The organism is Streptomyces europaeiscabiei, from assembly GCF_036346855.1.
Classification (GTDB): Bacteria; Actinomycetota; Actinomycetes; order Streptomycetales; family Streptomycetaceae; genus Streptomyces; species Streptomyces europaeiscabiei.
In genome coordinates this window covers 9,760,114-9,778,840 of record NZ_CP107841.1, presented here as the reverse complement: position 1 = coordinate 9,778,840, position 18,727 = coordinate 9,760,114, and the positions used below count along the sequence as shown (strand labels likewise).

Genomic DNA, 18,727 nt, shown 5'->3' with positions numbered 1-18,727 from the left:
TCGTTCGCGTTCGACCGGCTTCGCTACTGGACGGCGCCCAGCAGGCCGAGGGCGGGCGCGGCCATGTCGGTGACCTGGTGCAGCTCGCTCAGCCGGTTCAGCTCGTGGACCTGGTTGAGGCTCTTGAGCTGCTGCGAGGGACGCGGGACGGTCTCCTTCTGCTCCTCGGGGAGGTCGCCGGCGGCGACCGAGTCCAGCGCGGTCATCGGGTTGAACCTGGTCGCGTCCGCCGTGGCGTCCGCGTTGGCCATCGGCGCGGCCAGGCCCGTGACGCCGACGGCGAGACCCACGGCGGCGACGATACGTCGAGTTGAGATCATGCCCTCAGCAACGGTCCTCGGCCCCGGTGGGTCACGGCCGCTCACCCGTGAGGCGCACGCCCGCCGCCGCACTTGCCGGGCCCCGCTCGGCGGAGGAGCCTTGCAGGGGAGGCCTTGAGCGGCCCGCTCCTCCATGCCGGGCCACGGCCTTCGAAGGAGGTCACCCATGGGCACCTCGACGAGCCCCGCCTTCGACACCGAAGCGCTGCGCCGGGGCACAGAGGAAGCGAACGCGGCGACACTGACGTCGCTCTACGCGGACGACGCCGAGCTGCGCGTCGTCGACCGCAACACCCAGCCCAGTCACCCCAAGGTCATGCACGGCCGGGCCCAGATCGGCGCGATGTACGACGACGTCTGCAGCCGGGAGATGACCCACAAGGTCGAGCAGTGCGTCGTCCAGGGCGACCAGGTCGCCTTCACCGAGTCCTGCGAGTACCCCGACGGGGTACGGGTCCTGGCCAGCTCGATGATCTCCCTGCGCGACGGCAAGATCATCGATCACACCATGATCCAGGCCTGGGACGAGTAGGAGGAGCGACCGGTCGGGCGGGGATGCCCGGTTCGTCCAGGAGCCGATGCATCTCCGCCTCGGTGAGCGCGGGGTTGGGCGCCGTCTGCCCGGTCGGAGTTGGGCGCCGTCTGCCCGGCCGGGGTTGGGCGCCGTCCGCCCGGCCGGGTTCCACTGCCGCAGCAGCGCGTCGATCGCCGATGCATCTCCGCCTCGGTGAGCGCGGGGTTGGGCGCCGTCTGCCCGATCGGGGTTTGGGCACCGTCCGCCCGGCCGGGGTTAGGCGCCGTCCGCCCGGCCGGAGTTGGGCGCCGTCCGCCCGGCCGGGGTTGGGCGCCGTCTGCCCGGCCGGGTTCCACTACCGCAGCAGCGCGTCGATCCGGGCGGCTGGGAGCCGCGGATCCGCCGCCGCCTGTTGCTGCACCCAGGAGGACTCGTCACGGCTGAGGCATTCCTCGGCACGGGTGGTTTCGGACAGGGGCCTTTTCGCGTCATCGCGGTGTGGTCCCCCTGCACCGACGCGAAGGGCGACGCCATACTGTCGGGCGTGCGCGTAGCGATCATGACGGCGGGTTCCCGGGGTGACGTGGCCCCGTACACCGGGCTGGGACACGGGCTGGTGCGGGCCGGGCACGAGGTCACGCTGGTGACGCACGCCCGGTTCGAGCCGCTGGTGGCCGGCTCGGGGGTCGCCTTCCACGCCATGCCCGTGGATCCGCGGGAGGAGCTGGAGTCGGCGCGCGGGCAGGGACTGCACCGCAGTTCCACCGGCGCCGGGAAGCTGTACCGGGCTGCGGAGATGGCCCGGGGTCTGGTGGGGCGGATGGCCGGTGACCTGGTGGCCGCCGCCCGAGCCAGTGACGTCCTGCTGCTGGCCGGCACCCTCGCGCCGCTCGGCCACACCATCGGCCTGGGGCTGTCGATCCCGAGCATGGGTGTGAACCTCCAGCCCCTCGCGCCCACACGGGAGTTCGCCCCGCCGATGACCGGGGTCCGCTCCTGGGGCCCGGTCGGCAACCGGGTGGCCGGGCACGCGGTGAACACGGCCGTCGAGTGGATCTTCGCGGAGGAGGTGCGCAGGCTGCGTGCCGAGTACGGGCTCCCGCACACCGGCCGGGTGGCCGCGCGCCGCGCCCGGGAGCGGCTGGGCCGGCCGGTGTTCCACGGCTTCAGCCCCCGGGTGGTGCCCCGCCCCGGCGACTGGCGGACCGGGCTGGACGTCACCGGCTACTGGTGGCCGTACGACCGTGAGGACCGGCTGCCCGCCCCGCTGCTGGACTTCCTCGACGCCGGGCCGCCCCCGGTCTTCGTGGGCCTGGGCAGCGCGACCGTGCCCGATCCCGGGCGGATGAGCGGCGAGATCGTACGGGCCCTGCGGGCGGCCGGGCTGCGCGGGGTGATCCAGCGGGGCTGGGGCGAACTGCGGGGCGAGGGCGAGGACATGTTCACCGTGGGCGAGGTGCCGCACTCCCTGCTCTTCCCGAGGATGGCGGCCGTCGTCCACCACGCGGGCGCGGGCACCACGGCGGCGGGCCTGCGCGCCGGGGTCCCGGCCGTGCCGGTGCCCGTCCAGTTCGACGAGGGCTTCTGGGCCGCCCGCCTCGTCGCCCTCGGGGTGTCCCCCGGAACCGTACCGCTGCGCGGCTTCACGGCCGCGGCGTTGCAGTCCGCACTGCGACGGGCGACCACCGACCCGTCGTACCGCCGCCGCGCCGCGGCTCTGGCCGAGGAACTGCGCGCGGAGGACGGGGTGCGGCCGGTCCTGACCGCGGTGGACCGGCTGGCGGGCTGAGAAGAACACGGCCGAGGCATGGAGCCGATGCCAGGGGCAGGTCCGGTGGCCGGCCCTGGCGGCGGAGTCCGGCGCGGGCAGGGCGTCTGAGCCGGCGCGGAAGCGCACGGCGCGGAAGCGCACGGCGCGGAAGCGCACGGCGCGGAAGCGCACGGCGCGGAAGCGCACGGCGCGGAAGCGCACGGCGCGGAAGCGCACGGCGCGGAAGCGCACGGCGCGGAAGCGCACGGCGCGGAAGCGCACGGCGCGAGATGATCCGGTGGCTCGACGACGGGGCACGGCGCGCGTCCTTCGACCACCGGCGCACCCAAGCCATCGCCCGCGACGGCTACGGCCCCGTGTCGGACCGCATCGCACCTCGTCGCCCTTACCGAACCGCCCCTTCGTTCCCCTCCGGTCGCCATCCCGCCGGCCGCAGTATCCCCAGGAGCAGCCCGACCAGTTCGTCGACCACCTCGTCGAGGGTCGCGTCGACCCAGCCGGCCTGCCAGTCGTGGAGGAGGCCGTTGACGCTGCCGATGAAGGCCGTGGCGGCGATGCGGTAGTCGCGAGGGACGGCCTCGCCGCGTTCGGCGGCCGCGGCGGCCTCGGCGCAGATGAAGTCGATCCAGCGGGAGCGGCGTTCGAGGCGCCGGCGCTCCATGCGGGGGCTGACGCCGACGATCTCGGTGAAGGTGATGCGCAGTCGGCGCGGGTCACCCGTGACGTTCGCGGCGTAGGCACGGAACGCGGCGGTGGCGCGCTCGGCGATCGACTGCCCGTCCGCCGCGGCGAGACCGGTGAGCGCGGCCTCTTCCGCCCAGTCGTTGACCTGGAGGTGGAGGGCGGCCAGCACGTCCTCCAGGGTGCGGAACTCCTCGTAGAACTGACGGGTCGACAGTCCGGCGGCCTCGCTCAGTCCCGCGATCGTGGTTCCCCGAAAGCCGGGGCTGTCGCCGAAGAGCTGGAGGCCCGCGTCGAGGAAACGGCCTCGGCGCTCGGCCCGGCGCTCCGCCGCGGACCTGCCCCCGTACCGGCCGGTGGGCTGTCTGGGCCTGCCCGCCACGCTGTTCCTCCCCACGGAACGTCTCCCGATGCGGCGGCCTGGTTCGGCCGTCGGTCGATTTTGTCGTGTCCCCGGTCTTGTGGTGAAGCGGGGGCGTTCCTTACTTTCCAGTAAGTCCATTTGAACGTTGACGTATTCAGACTTGCCGCCTTCAGTTCTCACCTCACGTCCCACCAGCCGTTTTGGCATGCCCTGAGCAAGCAGGAGGAACCGATCATGACCGTCGCCCGCACCCCCCGTCGATTCCGGCCCCGGCACCTCGGTGCCGTCGTGTCCGCCCTCGCGCTGACCGCCTCCGCCGCGGCGAGTGCCACCCCGGCAAGTGCCGCCCCGGCGAGTGCCGCGGCCGATCTGCGTGAGGTGATGTTCGTGGGCAACAACTGGGAGGGCACCGCGGACGTCATCAAGTCCTCCGGCGACTTCGCCAAGGTCGGCCGCGTCAACGTCATTCCCGACAAGGACGCCCGGATCGCCGAGATCAACGCCGATCCGATCAGGTGGATCGCCTACATGACGATCCGCAACAGTGTGGGCGAGGGCCACGACCAGTACGTCGACGACATGTACTCCACACCGGACGGTTCGTCGATGGTCGTCTCCCGCCCGAGCTTCGCCGACGTGGTCTCCATCAACCTGACGACCGGCGCCATCAACTGGCGTTTCCCGGTGTCGGGTTACCGCTCCGACCACATGGCCGTCTCCCCCGACGGCAAGCGCGTCGCGGTCTCGGCCTCGACGTCGAACACCGTGCATGTGCTGGACATCGTCACCGGCAAGCAGCTCGGCTCGTTCAAGACCGGCGACAAGCCGCACGAGAACATCTTCACCAGCGACGGCAAGTACGTCTGGAACATGGCGATCGGCGACGTGAACACCCAGACCGACGCGCCCTGGCTGGACTGGACGAAGGGCGACCGGAAGATCACAGTCGTCGACACGAGCACGTTCCAGCAGGTCAAGGTGATCGACATGCGGGAGCGGCTCAACGCCATCGGGCTGTCCGACTACTCGGACGCGGTCCGCCCCGCCGCGTTCTCGCCCGACGAGACGAAGCTGTACTTCCAGGTGTCGTTCTTCAACGGCTTCTTCGAGTACGACATCGCCACCGACAAGATCACCCGCACCAAGACCCTGCCGAAGTCCGCGGGGGTCAGCGACGACCGTACGACCTTCGTCAACGACTCGCGCCACCACGGCCTCACGATGAAGCCGGACGGCACCAAGCTGTGCATCGCGGGCACGATGGACGACTACGCGACCGTCGTGGACCGCGCGACTCTCCAGGAGGGGCCGCTCGTCCCCGTCTCCAAGCCGTACTGGTCGACCGTCAGCGGTGACGGCAAGTCCTGTGTGGTCTCCGAGAGCGGCGCCGACCAGGTCACGGCGATCGACTTCGCCACCGGGAAGAAGACCGTGTCCGTCGCAGTCGGCGACCACCCGCAGCGAGTGCGTCTCGCGCGGGTGCCCGCCAACTGGACCGGACCTTCGGCTAACTGAATTCAGCGGTCAGCCAGTTCGACAGCTCCGTCCGTGCCGCGCTCAGTTGCGTGGCGGACGGAGCTGTCGCGCCGTTGGTGACCAGGGCGTAGTGGAGCTTGCCCGTGTCGGCGGCGGTGAGGAGCAGGCGGCGGCTGCCGGTGCCGCCCGGTTCCTTGGCGGCGGCGATGGGTGTCGACGTGGTGTACGCCGGCGGCGCGGCCGTCACCCCGAGGTCGGACACCACCGTGGTGGACGCGGTGGGGAAGGACGCCGGGAGGTGCAGCTCGGTCGGTTCGGTGCTGCCGTCCGAGCGCCAGACCAGCAGGGAGTACTGGCCGGAGCCGACGAGCGAGGAGACGTTCGGCAGCGAGCTGGGCACCGGGTTCCACGTCAGTGTCGTGGAACCGTCGCGCGACCGGTCCTCGTAGGTGAAGGCGACCGTGCTGCCCGCCGTGGCGCTCGGGTAGATCCGGTCCAGCATCCGGGCGTCCTGGCGGAGCACGGCCGTACCGGAGTCGTCGAGGCGCACCGCGGAGAGGTCCTCACCGTTCCAGGCGTCGCCCTCGACCTGCACCTTGTCGGGGTTGTCGTTCATCAGCTCGTGGTGGCGGCCCCAGTAGATGTCCCACTGCCACTGGGAGCCGGAGAGGACCGGGCCGGAGGAGGCCGGGTTCGCCCACCAGCTCGCACCCTTCACGCGGGAGTCGAGCGCCTGGTACATGGCCTTGTAGACCGTGGGCGCCTTGTCGGAGACCGAGCCGGCCAGCGGGTGTCCGAACTCGCTGACGATCGCCGTGGTGCCGCCGGCGGTGGCCCGGTCACGCACGGCCCCGAAGTCGTTCACGTACTGGCCGTCCTCCGCCTTGCCCCACATGAAGACGCCGGAGATCGCCTTCTGGTCGTAGAAGTGGGTGTTGAAGACGTAGCGCGGTCCGATCGTGCCCGCGTCGAGGAGTCCGCCCTCCTGCTTCTGGAAGTCGATGTTGGCGTTCCAGAAGAGGTTCGGCTCGACGAAGGCCGGCTTGGACTGCCAGCCCGCCGCGTCCATCCGGGCACGGAACTTGACGTAGAACGGCCACAGGACGTCCTTCTCCCACGTCCTGCTGGTCTGTCCGGAGTCGAGGGTGCCGGGATGCGGCTCGTTCCACGGGTCGAAGCCGACGACGCCCTGGAACTGGGCGGACGTGAGGTTCGACTTCACGTACGCCATCGTCTTCTGGGCGGTGTCGAGGAAGGAGTCCTGGACACCGTAGGTGTTGTGCCAGAAGTCGTACGTCGACTTCGTCACGGCCGCGTTGGACGTGATGTTCTGGCCCCAGAACGGGCAGATCCCGCAGTACTCGTCGGGATAGTTGCCCAGGTCGACGGCCCATTTGGGCGCGCCGTCGCCGGTGTACCAGCTGTCCGGGTCGAACAGCCAGCGGGAGTAGAGGTCCTGGTGGAAGTCGGGGTAGACGCGGATCCCCGCGTCCAGGAAGGCTCCCATCTGTGCGGTGGCCGCCGCGAGGTAGGTGGTGTTCACCTGCCCGCGCACGGGTTCCGCGTACGCCCAGGACAGCAGGAAGCGGACGGAGTTGCCGCCGCCGAGTGCCCTGAGCGCGGTCGCCGACTTCTTCGCGTCGGAGACCGAGGCGAAGGGCAGACCGTTGTTCTCCTTGAGCTTCGTCTCACCCGAGACGTTGTAGCCACGCAGGACGACCTCGCGGCCGAGTCCGTCCTTGAAGCGGCCGCCCTCGACAGTGAGGGTGGCCGCGGCCTGCGAGTCGAACCAGAGTTCGTCAGTGAGAGCGGAGGCGGGCTGGATGGGGACCGCCGTGGTCAGGAAGCCGGTGACGAGTACCAGGACACCGAGCAGACGAGTGCGCAATCTTGACATGTCCGCCACATTCGACATGTGCACTACCGTCCCAATGGTCAGGCGGGCCGTCAATAGCAACTGACGCACGAGTAAGTACCCATTTTCGCAAGACAGTTCACCTTTCACGGCCGATTCTTTGCCCTGCACGACCCGGCGAGGCCCGGTAAGCCCTTGTGCGCCCGCGTGGGGACCCGATAGAGGCCCACACCCCCCGCGCGGTCCTCCGGCGCCGTTCAGCCACCCACCCGCCGGGTCAGGTTCAGCAGGTACTCCTTGCGGTCTAGGGGATTGAGGTCGGTGCGCGGCCGTTCGGGGACCGTGCCGCCGCCGACGGGCGCGTAGTGGTCGAAGGCCGTCTCCAGCTCTCCCTCGCCGTTGGTCGGTCCGGGCAGCCGCTGCTCCAGTCCATGCACCCGCGCGGCCGGCACCAGCCCCTCCAGCCGTACGGCCGTCCCGCTCATCCGGGTGTCCTGCGGTACGGCGCGCAGCGCGGCCAGCACCGGCAGAACCGCGCCCAGGGTGTCCGCCGGGGCATCGATCCGGAAACGGTGCATCGGCTCGTGGACGCGGGTGGCGGCCCGCCGCAGCGCGTCCATCAGCACCAGCGGGGTCAGTCCGCGGAAGTCCGCGCCCGTGCTCGACATGCTCTTGTCGAAGCCCTGGTGGGCGTGGCTCTGCCGGGGCGAGTAGCCGGAGTGCGTCATCGTCACCGTGCAGTCGGGGACCCTCCAGCCGTGCACGCCCTGCTCCAGCGCCTCCCGCACGGTGTCCTCCACCGCCTTGAAGAACGCGTACGGCATGGACCCCAGCTCCACCTCCAGGCGGAAGCCGACCCCGGAGCCGACCGGCGCGGGCTCCACCCGCAGCCCGACCGTCGCGAGGAACGGATTGCCGTCCTTCTTGTTGAACTCGACCGCCGCGCCGACGCCGACGAGGCGCTCGACGCAGATGGTCGTCGTCTCGCGGAAGGTGACGTCGATGCCGTACTCGTCGGCGAGCGTCGCCTGCACGACCTCCTTCTGAACCTCCCCGTACAGCGACACGGAGGTCTCCTGGCGGAGACCGTCGTGGCGGAGACCGATCAGCGGGTCCTGCTCGGCGAGTTGGGTGAGGGCGAGGTGGAGGGCGCCCCCGTCCTCGGCGCGGGCGGGGAGGACGACAGTTTCGAGGGTGGGCGGAGAGAAGTGATGCCCCTCGACCGCCCGCTCGCGCGGTACGCCGACGGTGTCGCCGATGCGGATGTCGGAGAGGCCCCACAGCTGTGCGATCCGGCCGGCCGGGACGGCTGCCCTGCGAACCGCCGCTCCTCCTTCGAAGACGCTGATCGCGGTGACCTTGCCGTGGAGCTCGCCGTCACGGAAGGCCAGCTGTTCGCGGGTGCGCACCGTCCCGGCGAACATCCGCACATAGGCGATCTTCTCGCCCGCCGGGCCCCGCTCGACCCTGAAGACGGTGCCGGAGGCCGGGCCGTGCGATGCTCCGTGCTCTCCGTCCTCTCCGTCCTCTCCGTCCTCTCCGTCGGTCGCGGGCAGCAGCTCCCGGATTCCGTCGATGAGTTCACTGATCCCCGAACCTGTGATCGCCGAGCCGTGGAACACCGGGTGAACCAGGGCTTCGCCGGTCTGGGCGGCGAGGGCCGCGCGCAGTCGGGATTCGGGGACGGCCCTCTCGTCGTCGACGTAGGCGGCGAGCAGGCCGTCGTCGTGTTCGGCGAGGACTTCGAGGAGACGGGGCGGAAGGGGGGCGTACGGGGTGAAGCGGGCACCGGGTGTGCCGAGTTCGCCCACGTCGCCCATGGGGACGATCGCCGGGGTGAGACGTGCCGCGATGGTCTCCAGCAGGTCCTGGTGGCGCGCGCCCCGGCGGTCGAGCTTGTTGACGAAGATCAGTGTGGGGATGCGCAGGCGTCGCAGGGTGCGCATCAGGACGCGGGTCTGTGCCTGGACGCCTTCGACGGCCGAGACGACCAGGACGGCGCCGTCGAGCACGTTCAGGACGCGCTCCACCTCGGCGATGAAGTCGGGGTGGCCGGGAGTGTCGATGAGGTTGACGGTCAGGTCGTCGATCTCGAACGAGACGACGGCGGACTTGATGGTGATGCCGCGCTGTCGTTCCAGCGCGAGGGAGTCCGTACGGGTGCTGCCGTCGTCGACGCTGCCGATCTCGTCGATGACTCCGACGGTGTGCAGCAGGCGTTCGGTGAGGCTGGTCTTACCTGCGTCGACGTGCGCGAGGATGCCGAGGTTGAGCGTGCGTGACAAGCGTCATGTCCTTCGAAATGGGGGGCATTCCTTCCTGGTTGGACATGGACGCAGCGCGCATCGGGGCTCCTTGAACGGTCGGGGGGCTTCGCACGCAGTGAAGCAGAGCGGTTCGCGCACTCGCAACGAGTTTCTCCGCCCCCGCCGCCCCTACCCGCCCCATCCCCAGGGGCCGCTCCCCAGGGGCCGCGCCCCTTCGACCCCCGTCCCGTCCCCAGGCGGTGGAGAGCGGACTGTTGGACGCTGGAGGCACGGGTGGTGGCGGCGAGAGGAGAGGACCCGTGCGTGAGATCCTTCCGGCACTCGGCGCGTGGTACGCGGCGGGCTCCCCCTTCGGCCTCGCCACCGTCGTCGCGGTCAGCCGCAGCGCCCCGCGCGGGCCGGGGGCCGCCATGGCGGTCGGGCCCGGTGACGAGGTCGTGGGCAGCGTCTCCGGCGGCTGTGTGGAGGGCGCGGTGTTCGAGCTGGCCCGGGAGGTCGTGGCGTCCGGGGAGGCTCGGCTGGAGACCTTCGGTTACAGCGACGAGGACGCGTTCGCGGTGGGGCTGACGTGCGGTGGGGAGATCACTCTGTTGGTGCGGCGGGTGACGGCGCCCGAGTACCCCGCGTTCGGGCGGGTCGTGGAATCCGTGGGCGCCGGGCACCCGGTGACCGTGGCGACCGTGCTCGACGGCCCGGCCCCGCGTGGCGCCACGCTCGCCGTGTGGCCGGGCGGGACGTCCGGCACACCCGTCATGCCCGGCACACCCCTCGCACTCGGCACGCTGGGCTCGGCGGGGCTGGACGCGGCCGTCGCCGCCGACGCGCGGGGCGAGCTGGCTCAGGGGGTCACCGGGCAGCGGCACTACGGGCCGCACGGCGAGCGGCGCGAGGACTCGGTCACCGTCTTCCTGCACTCCTTCGCGCCCCCGCCCCGCATGCTGGTCTTCGGTGCGATCGACTACGCGGCGGCGGTCGCCCGTATCGGGGACTTCCTCGGGTACCGCGTCACGGTGTGTGACGCCCGCGCGGTCTTCGCCACCCCGAAACGCTTTCCCGCCGCCGTCGAGGTGATCGTCGACTGGCCGCACCGCTACCTGCGCCGCACCCTCACCGACGACCGCACGGTGATCTGCGTGCTCACCCACGATCCCAGGTTCGACGTGCCGCTCCTCGAGGAGGCGTTGCGCCGCCCGGCCGCCTACATCGGGGCGATGGGCAGCCGCCGTACGCACGACGACCGGACCCGGCGGCTGCGGGAGGCCGGACTCGACGCCGACGCACTGTCCCGGCTGCGCTCCCCGGTCGGCCTGGACCTCGGCGCCCGTACGCCGGAGGAGGTGGCCGTGTCCGTCGCGGCGGAGGTCGTCGCGCTCCGGTGGGGCGGCAGCGGGGCACCGCTGACGGCGACGACCGGGGTGATCCATCCGCCGGACCCGAGCGGTTGAGCCGAGAGCGACGGTCGAGCAGTACGACGGCGGGACCGTGGGCGGACCGGTCCGGGTCAGGTGCGGGGCGGCAGTCGGTGCAGGCGTACGTCCGTCAGCTCACCGTCCGCCACCGTCGCCGTCATGTAGGTGCAGTGGGGCAGGCGGCGCCGGTCGGTCGGGGAGCCGGGGTTGAGGAGACGCAGGCCGGTGGCCGTGGTCGTGTCCCAGGGGATGTGGCTGTGGCCGAACACGAGGACGTCGGTGCCGGGGAAACGGGCGGCGCAGCGGGGCTCGCGGCCCTGGGCGGGGCCGGTCTCGTGGACGACGGCGAGGCGCAGGCCTGCCAGTTCGACGTGGGCCACCTCGGGGAGGCGGGCGCGCAGGGCGGGGCCGTCGTTGTTGCCGTACACGGCGATCAGTCGGCGGGAGCGGGCTTCGACGAGGTCGAGGGTGGCCTCGTCGACCCAGTCACCGGCGTGGACGACCACGTCGGCCTCCGCGAGCTCGGCGAGAAGCCGCTCGGGCAGCGCCTTCGCGCGCTTGGGCAGGTGGGTGTCGGACATGAGCAGCAGACGCACTGGCCAAGGGTCGCATCCGGCGAAGGTTCTTGCGGGCCGGTGGAAGTTCGGGGCGCAGCCCCCGCACTTCCAGGGGCGCTGGGAACCGCGCGAGCAACCACACACCACCCGTACCCGAGAGCACACCGGCCTCCCGGCCGCGCGGCCGTCCGCTCACTCGATGGGGATCTCCGCCCACACCTGCTTGCCGCCGCTGACCGGGACGGTTCCCCAGGCCGAGGACATGGCCTCGACGAGGAGGATGCCGCGGCCTCCGGTGGCCTCCCAGCCGATGATGGTGGGCTTCATCGGCGTGCGGGGTGAGGAGTCCGCCACGGCGACGCGCAGACGGTCGCCCAGGAGGGTGAGGTCGAGGCGGACCCGGCCGTCGGTGTGGACGAGGGCGTTGGTGACGAGCTCGGAGACGACGAGGAGCACGGTGTCGGCCGTGGACTCGACGTCCCACCGGCGCAGGACGCGCCGGGTGTAGCGGCGGGCCTGCCCGACCGCCTGGGGGACGCGCCACACGCTCCAGTTCTCGCGCTGGGGGCGCAGGGCCATACCGTCGTAGCGCACGAGGAGCAGGGCCACGTCGTCGTCGCGGTTGGCACCGCTCAGCAGGGTGTCGGCGACCACGCCGAGGTGAGCGGGGTCGGCGGCGGACAGTTCGGCGGCGAGGTGGTCGAGGCCGTCCTCCACGTCGACGTCGGCGGACTCGACGAGGCCGTCCGTGGTGAGGGCCAGCAGGGTGCCGGGGGCCAGGCGCAGGGGGCTCATCGGGAAGTCGGCCCGCATGACGACGCCGAGCGGCGGTCCGCCCTCGGACTCGCTGATCTCGGTGGTGCCGTCCGGGTGACGCAGCACCGGGGGGATGTGTCCGGCGCGCACGTACCAGGCGGAACCCTCCTCCATGTCGATGTCGACATAGCAGCAGGTGGCGAAGAGGTCGGTCTCCATGTCCACGAGGAGCCGGTTGGCGTGCGAGACGACGACGTCCGGGGGGTGCCCCTCGACGGCGTAGGCGCGCAGGGCGGTGCGCATCTGGCCCATGAGGGTGGCGGCGCCCGCGTTGTGGCCCTGGACGTCGCCGATGACGAGGGCCACGTGGTTGTCCGGCAGGGGGATGACGTCGTACCAGTCGCCGCCGACCTCCAGACCGGCGGTGGTGGGCAGATAGCGGGCGACGGCGACCGCGCCGGGCAGCTGGGGCAGGCGGCGTGGGAGGAGGGTGCGCTGGAGCATGCCGATGAGTTCGTGTTCGGCGTCGAAGGCGTGGGCGCGCATCAGGGCCTGCCCGGCGAGGCCCGAGGCGGCGGTGAGCAGGGCGCGCTCCTCGGGGCCGAAGTCGTGGGGGTTGTCCCAGCCGATCAGACAGGCTCCGGCCATGCGGCCCCCGGCGGGCAGCGGGAGGACGGCCAGGCCGCCGGGGCCGACGTCGGCGAGGGCCGGCTCCAGATCCGCCCCGGCGGGCCAGATCCCGGCGCGTCCCTCACGGAGCGCGGTGGCGAGGGTCGGCATGGTGCGCACCGGCGCGTCCGGCCACTCGGAGCGCCACTCGGAGCGCCACACCTCGGGCCAGACCTCCGGCTGCGGCGGATCGAGGACGGTGACGACGAGGCGGTCGCCCTCCAGCTCGGCGAGGGCGATCCGGTCGGCCCGCAGCGGCTTGCGCAGCGCGGTCACCACGGCCTGGCTGACGTCACGGACGGTACCGGCGGTGGCCAGGGCGGCGGCGAGGCGCTGGATGCGGGCCACGTCACCGCGGCCGGTGCGCAGGGTGGAGGCGTCGGCGACGGTGCCGACGAGACGGGCGGGCCGGTCCTCACCGCCGGGCAGGATCCGGCCCCGCAGCCTGAGCCACTTCTGCTCGCCGGAGGGCTGCAGGATGCGGAACTCCAGCTCCCGGTCGCCGATGGACATGTGGTCCGCCTCCACGACGGACATCAGGGCGGGCAGGTCCTCGGGCACGGTCAGCGCGATCAGGGTCTCGACCCGGCCGTCGAAGTCGTCCGGGCCCATGCCGAACAGCTCCAGCAGCTTGTCGTCGACCTCGACCCGCCCGGTGTCCATGGCCAGGTCGAACGAGGCACCGGGCCCGGTGGGCGGGGCGGGGGCGGCGCTGGTGACCGCCTCGGCGAGCAGGTCCAGGCAGTGCCGGTCCTCGGCGTCGAAGGCGTCCGTGCCGTCGCCGACGGCGACGAGGCAGCCGCGCTCGCGCAGCGGCAGCACACCCAGCGAGAAGTCCTCGGCGTGTGCGCGGCGGACGTCGGCGTCCTGCTGAAGGTCGCCGGAGACGAGCCAGCGCGACCGGCCCGAACGGCATGCCTCGGCGACCGGAGCGGTCCCCGTGGCCGGGTAACTGTCGCGCAGCCCGTACAGGCTCCTCGGTACGCCGGCCGAGCCGGCCAGCGACATGGCGTCGCCCTCGCGGTTCGGGAGGTACACGGCGGCGACGGTCGCACTTGTGAACACGAGCACCTGTTCGAGGATGGCGTGCAGCCGCCCGTGGGGATCGAGGTCGCCGCCGAGCGACTTGAGCGCGAGTTCGGCACGCAGCGTCCTCGTTCCGCGTTCCGCAGCGCCTGCACTGACCACGTCCGCAATTACAGCGCTTCCGGCCCGGTCGCGCAGCCCCTGGGACCGTTACGCGAGGCCGGGGCCCGCTCCGCACCGCCCTGGTTCGAAAGGCACCGAACAGATCTTTACGTATGCGTTCCGCACGGTGAGCGCGTGACAGGCGTGACGGGTCACTGGTGACAGTCGTGACTGCCGGGCGCTCCGGCGGGCCGGAAGGCTCGTCATCACTTGGCCCAGGGGGCGACGGCACAGGACCCGGGGGAACCCGTATGGACAAGCGGTACGAGGGGTACGCGCTCGCCGACAGGCACTTCCACGAGACACCGGACCGGCTCTCGGCCGGTGACCGTGCCGGCACGGCGGCGCCCGGCTACGAGACGGCCGGGCGTGCGGTTCCCGAGGGCTGGCGGGCCGCCCGGATCGGGGACTGGCTGACGCTGACCCCGGTCGACGACGGTGGGCGGCCCCGTGCCGGGCCCACCCGGGGATGGAAGGTGCACGCCTCCGCCACCCGGGCGAACGCGGACCGGATCGCGGCGATCGTGTGGGACTACTGCGTGCCCCGGCGGATCCCGTTCAAGTTCGTCCCGGGCCTGCATCTGCTGCATCTGCTGCATCTGAGCAAGCCAAGTAGGCGGCCCGCGACACCAATGACAAGTTCGTCACGGTCTACCCGGCCGACGAGGACCCGCTCCACCTCGTCCTGCGCGAGCTGGGCGCACGGCGCTGCGGACGGAAGGAGCCGATGAAGGGCGGCCGGCAATCTTCCGCGGCTGGGCGCTCGCCGTGCGGGTGCGGCCCCCAAGGAGGAGCCTTGACCCTGGGGCCGTCGCGCGGCCGTGCGAGGAGGTGGTCGGGATGTCGGACGTCCACGCGTCCCGGGAGCGGTCGACGGTCGACACCGCCCACGGCGGTCATCCGCTGCTGTCGCTGGCGCTGGCCGCGATGATGGACGACGTCGGGGCCCACTCGGGCGCCATGTACCTGCTGACGCCCGACGAGCCGGTCCTGGAGATGGCGGTCATCGCGGGGCTGCCGAGGTCCTTCGCCGCGCCGTGGGAGCGGGTGGCGCTCAGCGCGCCGATCCCGGTCTCCGAGGCGGTACGGGGGCGGCGGCTGGTGTGGGTCAACGGCGAGGAGCAGATGGCCCGCCGCTATCCCCGGCTCGCCATGGTCCTGCCCTACCCGTTCGCCATGGCCGCGCTCCCGGTGGCGACCCACGACACCACCTACGGCGCCGTCTTCCTGACCTGGCCCGGCTCGCACCCGCCGGAGCTCAGCGACCGCGAGCGGGACCATCTCACCTCGGCCTGCGACCGGCTCGCGTTGCGGCTGCGGCGCGCGGAGGAGGAGGGCCGGCCGGTGCGGCCCGAGCCGGATCTGTCGGCGCCGTCGACGACCACGGTCGCCGGGACGCTCGGCACGGTGGAGGCGGCGCGGATGGTGGCGCGGCTGCCGTACGGGATGTGCGCGCTCGATCTGCACGGGCGGATCACCTTCGCCAACGCGGCCACGGCCGAGCTGCTCGGCATCCCGGTCAGCGGTCTGCTGGGCACCCAGCTGTGGGCGTCCGTGCCATGGCTCAACGATCCCGCGTACGAGGACCGGTACCGGGCGGCGCTGATGAGCCAGCACGTGACGTCGTTCGTGGCGCTCAGACCGCCGAGCGCCTGGCTGTCGTTCCGGCTCTATCCGGGGACGAACGGGCTGAGTGTACGGATCTCCCGGGCCCGTGCGGTCGCCGAGGCCGAGCACGCGGCGCGGGTGGAGGGCGACGGACCCGGCCGCCTGGTGACCATCAATCACGTACTGGCGCTGGCCAGCGCGCTCACCGAGGCGGTGGGCGTGCAGGACGTGCTGGAACTGGTCGCCGACGAGATCGTCCCGGCCATCGGCAGCCAGGCCCTCGTGATGCTCGGCTCACGCGCCGGGCGCCTGCATGTGCTCGGGCACCGCGGCTACGCGGACCCGCACCTCGTGGAGCGCTTCGACGGCATGCCGCTCACCGCGCCGACGCCCGGCGCGATGACCCTGACCACCGGAGTGCCCGCCTTCTTCGAGACCCGGCAGCAGCTGGAGCACCTCTATCCGATGCGGCAGGGCATCCCCGACGGACTGGGCGCCTGGGCGTACCTCCCGCTGATCGCCTCCGGACGGCCGGTGGGCACCTGGGTGCTCGGGTACGCGGACCCGCATCCGTTCCCCGCCGACGAGCGCGCGGTGCTGACCAGCCTCAGCGGTTTCATCGCGCAGGCGCTGGAACGGGCGCTGCTGTACGACGCCAAGCACCAGCTCGCGCACGGGCTGCAGCAGGCGCTGCTGCCGCACTCGCTGCCGTCGATCCCCGGGATCGAGGCGGCCTCCCGCTACCTGCCCGCCACCCGGGGCATGGACATCGGCGGCGACTTCTTCGACCTGGTCCTCTCGCACGGGCGGGCCTCCGCCGTGATCGGCGACGTGCAGGGGCACAACGTGACGGCTGCGGGCCTGATGGGGCAGATCCGTACGGCGGTCCGCGCGTACACGACCGTCGGACAGGCGCCGCAGGAAGTGATGAGCAGCACCAACCGGCTGCTGATCGACCTGGGTTCGGAGCTGTTCGCCAGCTGTCTGTATCTGCGGCTCGACCCGGAGCACGGGACGGCCGTCATGGCGCGGGCGGGGCATCCGCCGCCGTTGCTGCGCCGGCCGGACGGGAAGGTGCGGGTGCTCGACCTCGCGGGTGGTCCGCTGCTCGGCATCGACGCGGCGGCGACGTATCCGACGACCGAGGTGGCGCTGGCCGAGGGGTCCGTGCTGGCTCTGTACACGGACGGGCTGATCGAGTCGCCGGGGGTCGACATCGAGGACGCGCTGGCGGATCTCGGGGAGCGGCTGGCAAGGGCCGGGGAAGGGCCGTTGGAATCGCTCGCCGACAGTCTCGTACGGGAGACAGAGGCGGCTCAGGAGCGGGCGGACGACGTGGCCTTGCTGCTGCTGCGGGCCACGGGCGCCGGCGGGTGACGGCGCGCCGGGGGCTGCGCCCGTGGGGGCACCCTGACGCGAGGAAGAACGAACAGGTCCGGCCCTCCCGCCGGAGGGCCGGACCGTTCCACCTGTCGGCCGGAGCCCTGAGGCGGGGCCGACAGCTGGGTCGTGGGGCGACGGCCCGGGGGGTCAGTGGCCGCTGATCCCCCGGGCCGTCGTCCACGTGCGGGGTGGTGTCCGCCTACTGCTGGACGCCCTGCTCTTCGACACCCTGCTCTTCGACGCCCTGGTCTTCGACGCCCTGGTCGTGCTGCTGGCCCGCGGCGTCACCGGCACCGGCCGCGTCGCCCGCACCGGCGTCACCGGCACCGGCCACGGCGCCTTCTTCCTCGCCCGCACCGGCCGCGGCGGCGCCTTCTTCCTCGCCCGCGCCCGCTGCCGCGGCGCCCTCTTCCTCACCGGCACCGGCGGCGGCACCGCCGGCGGCCTCCTCGCCGACACCCGCGGCGTCACCGGCACCGCCGGCGGCTTCCTCACCGGCGCCCGCACCGGCGTCCCCGAGGGTCGCGCCGACCGCCGCGAGGGCGGTGGTGACGGGCTGGAAGAAGGTCTCGCCGCCGACGGTGCAGTCGCCGCTGCCGCCGGAGGTCAGGCCGATGGCCTGGCCGTCCTCGGTGAACAGCGAGCCACCGCTGTCGCCGGGCTCGGCGCAGACGTTGGTCTGGATGAGACCGGTGACCGTGCCCTCGGGGTAGTTCACCGTGGCTTCGAGGCCGGTGACCTGGCCGTCGGCGAGACCGGTGGTGCTGCCCATGCGGAAGACCTGGAGGCCGACCGCGGCCTCGCCCGCCGCGTTGATGTCGACCGTCTGGCCGTTGCCGAGGTCGACCGTGCTGGCCGCCTGGGTCGCCGGGTCGTTGTAGTTGACCAGGGCGAAGTCACCGGCGCCGGGGAACGTGGCGGTCGCGGCGTCTACCGTGGCGATCGGGGCGCCGCCCTCCTCCTCGGACCACTCGGCCTCGGCGACACCGCAGTGACCGGCGGTCAGGAAGGCCGGGGCACCTTCGGCGTTGACGACGTTGAAGCCGGCCGAACAGCGCGCGCCGCCGCCGAAGATGGCGTCGCCGCCCTCCAGGAAGGTCTTGAACGTGCCGGCGGACTTCTTGATGGTCGCCATGCCCGAGCCGAGCGACTTGGTGGCCGACTCGATCGTGTCCCAGTTCTCGCCCGTGACCGTGGAGTCGGCGGTGACCTGGATCTTGTTCGTGCGGGGGTCGATGGCCCACGCGGTGCCCGGAACGCTGGCCTTCGCCTTCAGCGTCGCCGCGCCCTTCTGCAGCTCGGACCAGCTGTTCTCGACCTCGCGGACCTCCGCGCCGGCCGACTGGGCCTGAATGATCACGTTGTTGTCGTCGCCGTCGATCTGAAGGCCGTCGATGACGTTGATGATGAGCTGCTTCTCGCTCGAATCGTAGTACGCGCCTGCGAACGCGTCACCGAGCAACTCCTGGAGCTGGGAGGCGAGGTCCGAGGCGTCACTCGCGGCGAGCGTCTTGGGGGCCGCGTCCTTCGCCTCCGTCTGCGACGCCATCGCGTTCGGCAGGATGAGGGCTGCCGCGCCGAGCGCCGCCACGCCGCCTGCGGCTATGAACGCCTTACGCTTGGTGGCTCGTTTGTGACTCAACTCTTGACCTCCTGGGGACGGGGTCCGTGCCGCCGTCCGGCGGGTGAACTGGGGGCGCCTGGTTGCCAGTTGGTACGGATGGTTCCGGTGGGGTGTTCAACGCTCAGCAAAAAGATTCCAAGCTTCCATTTCGCAAAGCGCGCTACGCCCCCAGTTCGCACGTCATGTCACGACTTCCCGGCCACACCCTCCCGCACAGGTTCCGTGGCGCCGACACCCCCCACCCGGAACGGCACTTTCAGCGACGGGTCGGTAGCGTTCCGTTCC

At 72.0% G+C, this 18,727-nt stretch carries 12 protein-coding genes and 1 pseudogene; 6 read left to right on the top strand and 7 right to left on the bottom strand.

Going from position 1 to position 18,727, the window contains the following annotated elements; translation table 11 throughout:
- Window positions 1-23: 23 nt before the first annotated feature.
- A complete protein-coding gene (locus OG858_RS42460; RefSeq protein ID WP_086750281.1) occupies window positions 24-320 on the bottom strand; it encodes a hypothetical protein in 297 nt (98 codons plus the stop codon).
- Window positions 321-486: 166 nt separating this feature from the next.
- Here OG858_RS42460 and OG858_RS42455 point away from each other — a divergent pair, with 166 nt between their 5' ends.
- Both OG858_RS42455 and OG858_RS42450 read left to right on the top strand, forming a co-directional pair.
- Entirely contained in the window at window positions 487-852 is a 366-nt protein-coding gene (locus tag OG858_RS42455; protein WP_037698493.1) for a nuclear transport factor 2 family protein, read from the top strand.
- Between the two features lie 541 nt (window positions 853-1,393).
- A complete protein-coding gene (locus OG858_RS42450) occupies window positions 1,394-2,623 on the top strand; it encodes a glycosyltransferase (protein ID WP_328545262.1) in 1,230 nt (409 codons plus the stop codon).
- Window positions 2,624-2,990: 367 nt separating this feature from the next.
- Here OG858_RS42450 and OG858_RS42445 read toward each other — a convergent pair whose 3' ends face one another.
- On the bottom strand, window positions 2,991-3,668 hold the full coding sequence (locus OG858_RS42445) for a TetR/AcrR family transcriptional regulator (RefSeq protein WP_086750282.1): 678 nt from the start codon (window positions 3,666-3,668) through the stop codon (window positions 2,991-2,993).
- A gap of 216 nt (window positions 3,669-3,884) precedes the next feature.
- On the opposite strand from OG858_RS42445, the gene OG858_RS42440 reads away from it, so the two are divergent.
- Complete coding sequence (locus tag OG858_RS42440) at window positions 3,885-5,165, top strand: YncE family protein (RefSeq protein WP_086750283.1); 1,281 nt, start codon at window positions 3,885-3,887, stop codon at window positions 5,163-5,165.
- On the opposite strand, the gene OG858_RS42435 is transcribed toward OG858_RS42440, so the two are convergent.
- Window positions 5,158-7,041, bottom strand: a complete 1,884-nt coding sequence (locus OG858_RS42435; protein WP_328543891.1) for a cellulase family glycosylhydrolase — start codon at window positions 7,039-7,041, stop codon at window positions 5,158-5,160. The genes OG858_RS42440 and OG858_RS42435 overlap by 8 nt on opposite strands.
- 197 nt (window positions 7,042-7,238) lie before the next feature.
- Window positions 7,239-9,266 carry a translation factor GTPase family protein gene (locus OG858_RS42430; RefSeq protein ID WP_328543892.1) on the bottom strand — a complete coding sequence of 676 codons (2,028 nt, stop codon included), beginning with the start codon at window positions 9,264-9,266 and terminating at the stop codon, window positions 7,239-7,241.
- 281 nt (window positions 9,267-9,547) lie between these two features.
- Between OG858_RS42430 and OG858_RS42425 the strand changes: the two genes are divergently transcribed.
- Window positions 9,548-10,693 (top strand): XdhC family protein, encoded by a 1,146-nt coding sequence (locus tag OG858_RS42425; protein WP_319065380.1) that lies wholly within the window; start codon window positions 9,548-9,550, stop codon window positions 10,691-10,693.
- Window positions 10,694-10,749: 56 nt separating this feature from the next.
- Here OG858_RS42425 and OG858_RS42420 read toward each other — a convergent pair whose 3' ends face one another.
- Both OG858_RS42420 and OG858_RS42415 read right to left on the bottom strand, forming a co-directional pair.
- On the bottom strand, window positions 10,750-11,253 hold the full coding sequence (locus tag OG858_RS42420; protein ID WP_086748543.1) for a metallophosphoesterase family protein: 504 nt from the start codon (window positions 11,251-11,253) through the stop codon (window positions 10,750-10,752).
- Window positions 11,254-11,406: 153 nt separating this feature from the next.
- Window positions 11,407-13,827: a SpoIIE family protein phosphatase gene (locus OG858_RS42415; RefSeq protein WP_086748542.1), complete on the bottom strand. Its 2,421-nt coding sequence runs from the start codon at window positions 13,825-13,827 to the stop codon at window positions 11,407-11,409.
- A 251-nt stretch (window positions 13,828-14,078) separates the two neighbouring features.
- Here OG858_RS42415 and OG858_RS42410 point away from each other — a divergent pair.
- Together OG858_RS42410 and OG858_RS42405 are read left to right on the top strand one after the other, a co-directional pair.
- Window positions 14,079-14,554, top strand: a pseudogene (locus tag OG858_RS42410) (class III lanthionine synthetase LanKC N-terminal domain-containing protein); the annotation flags it as partial.
- A gap of 113 nt (window positions 14,555-14,667) precedes the next feature.
- Window positions 14,668-16,812 carry a SpoIIE family protein phosphatase gene (locus OG858_RS42405; protein WP_319259992.1) on the top strand — a complete coding sequence of 715 codons (2,145 nt, stop codon included), beginning with the start codon at window positions 14,668-14,670 and terminating at the stop codon, window positions 16,810-16,812.
- Window positions 16,813-17,017: 205 nt separating this feature from the next.
- On the opposite strand, the gene OG858_RS42400 is transcribed toward OG858_RS42405, so the two are convergent.
- Complete coding sequence (locus OG858_RS42400) at window positions 17,018-18,460, bottom strand: S1 family peptidase (protein ID WP_408059459.1); 1,443 nt, start codon at window positions 18,458-18,460, stop codon at window positions 17,018-17,020.
- Window positions 18,461-18,727: the final 267 nt, after the last annotated feature.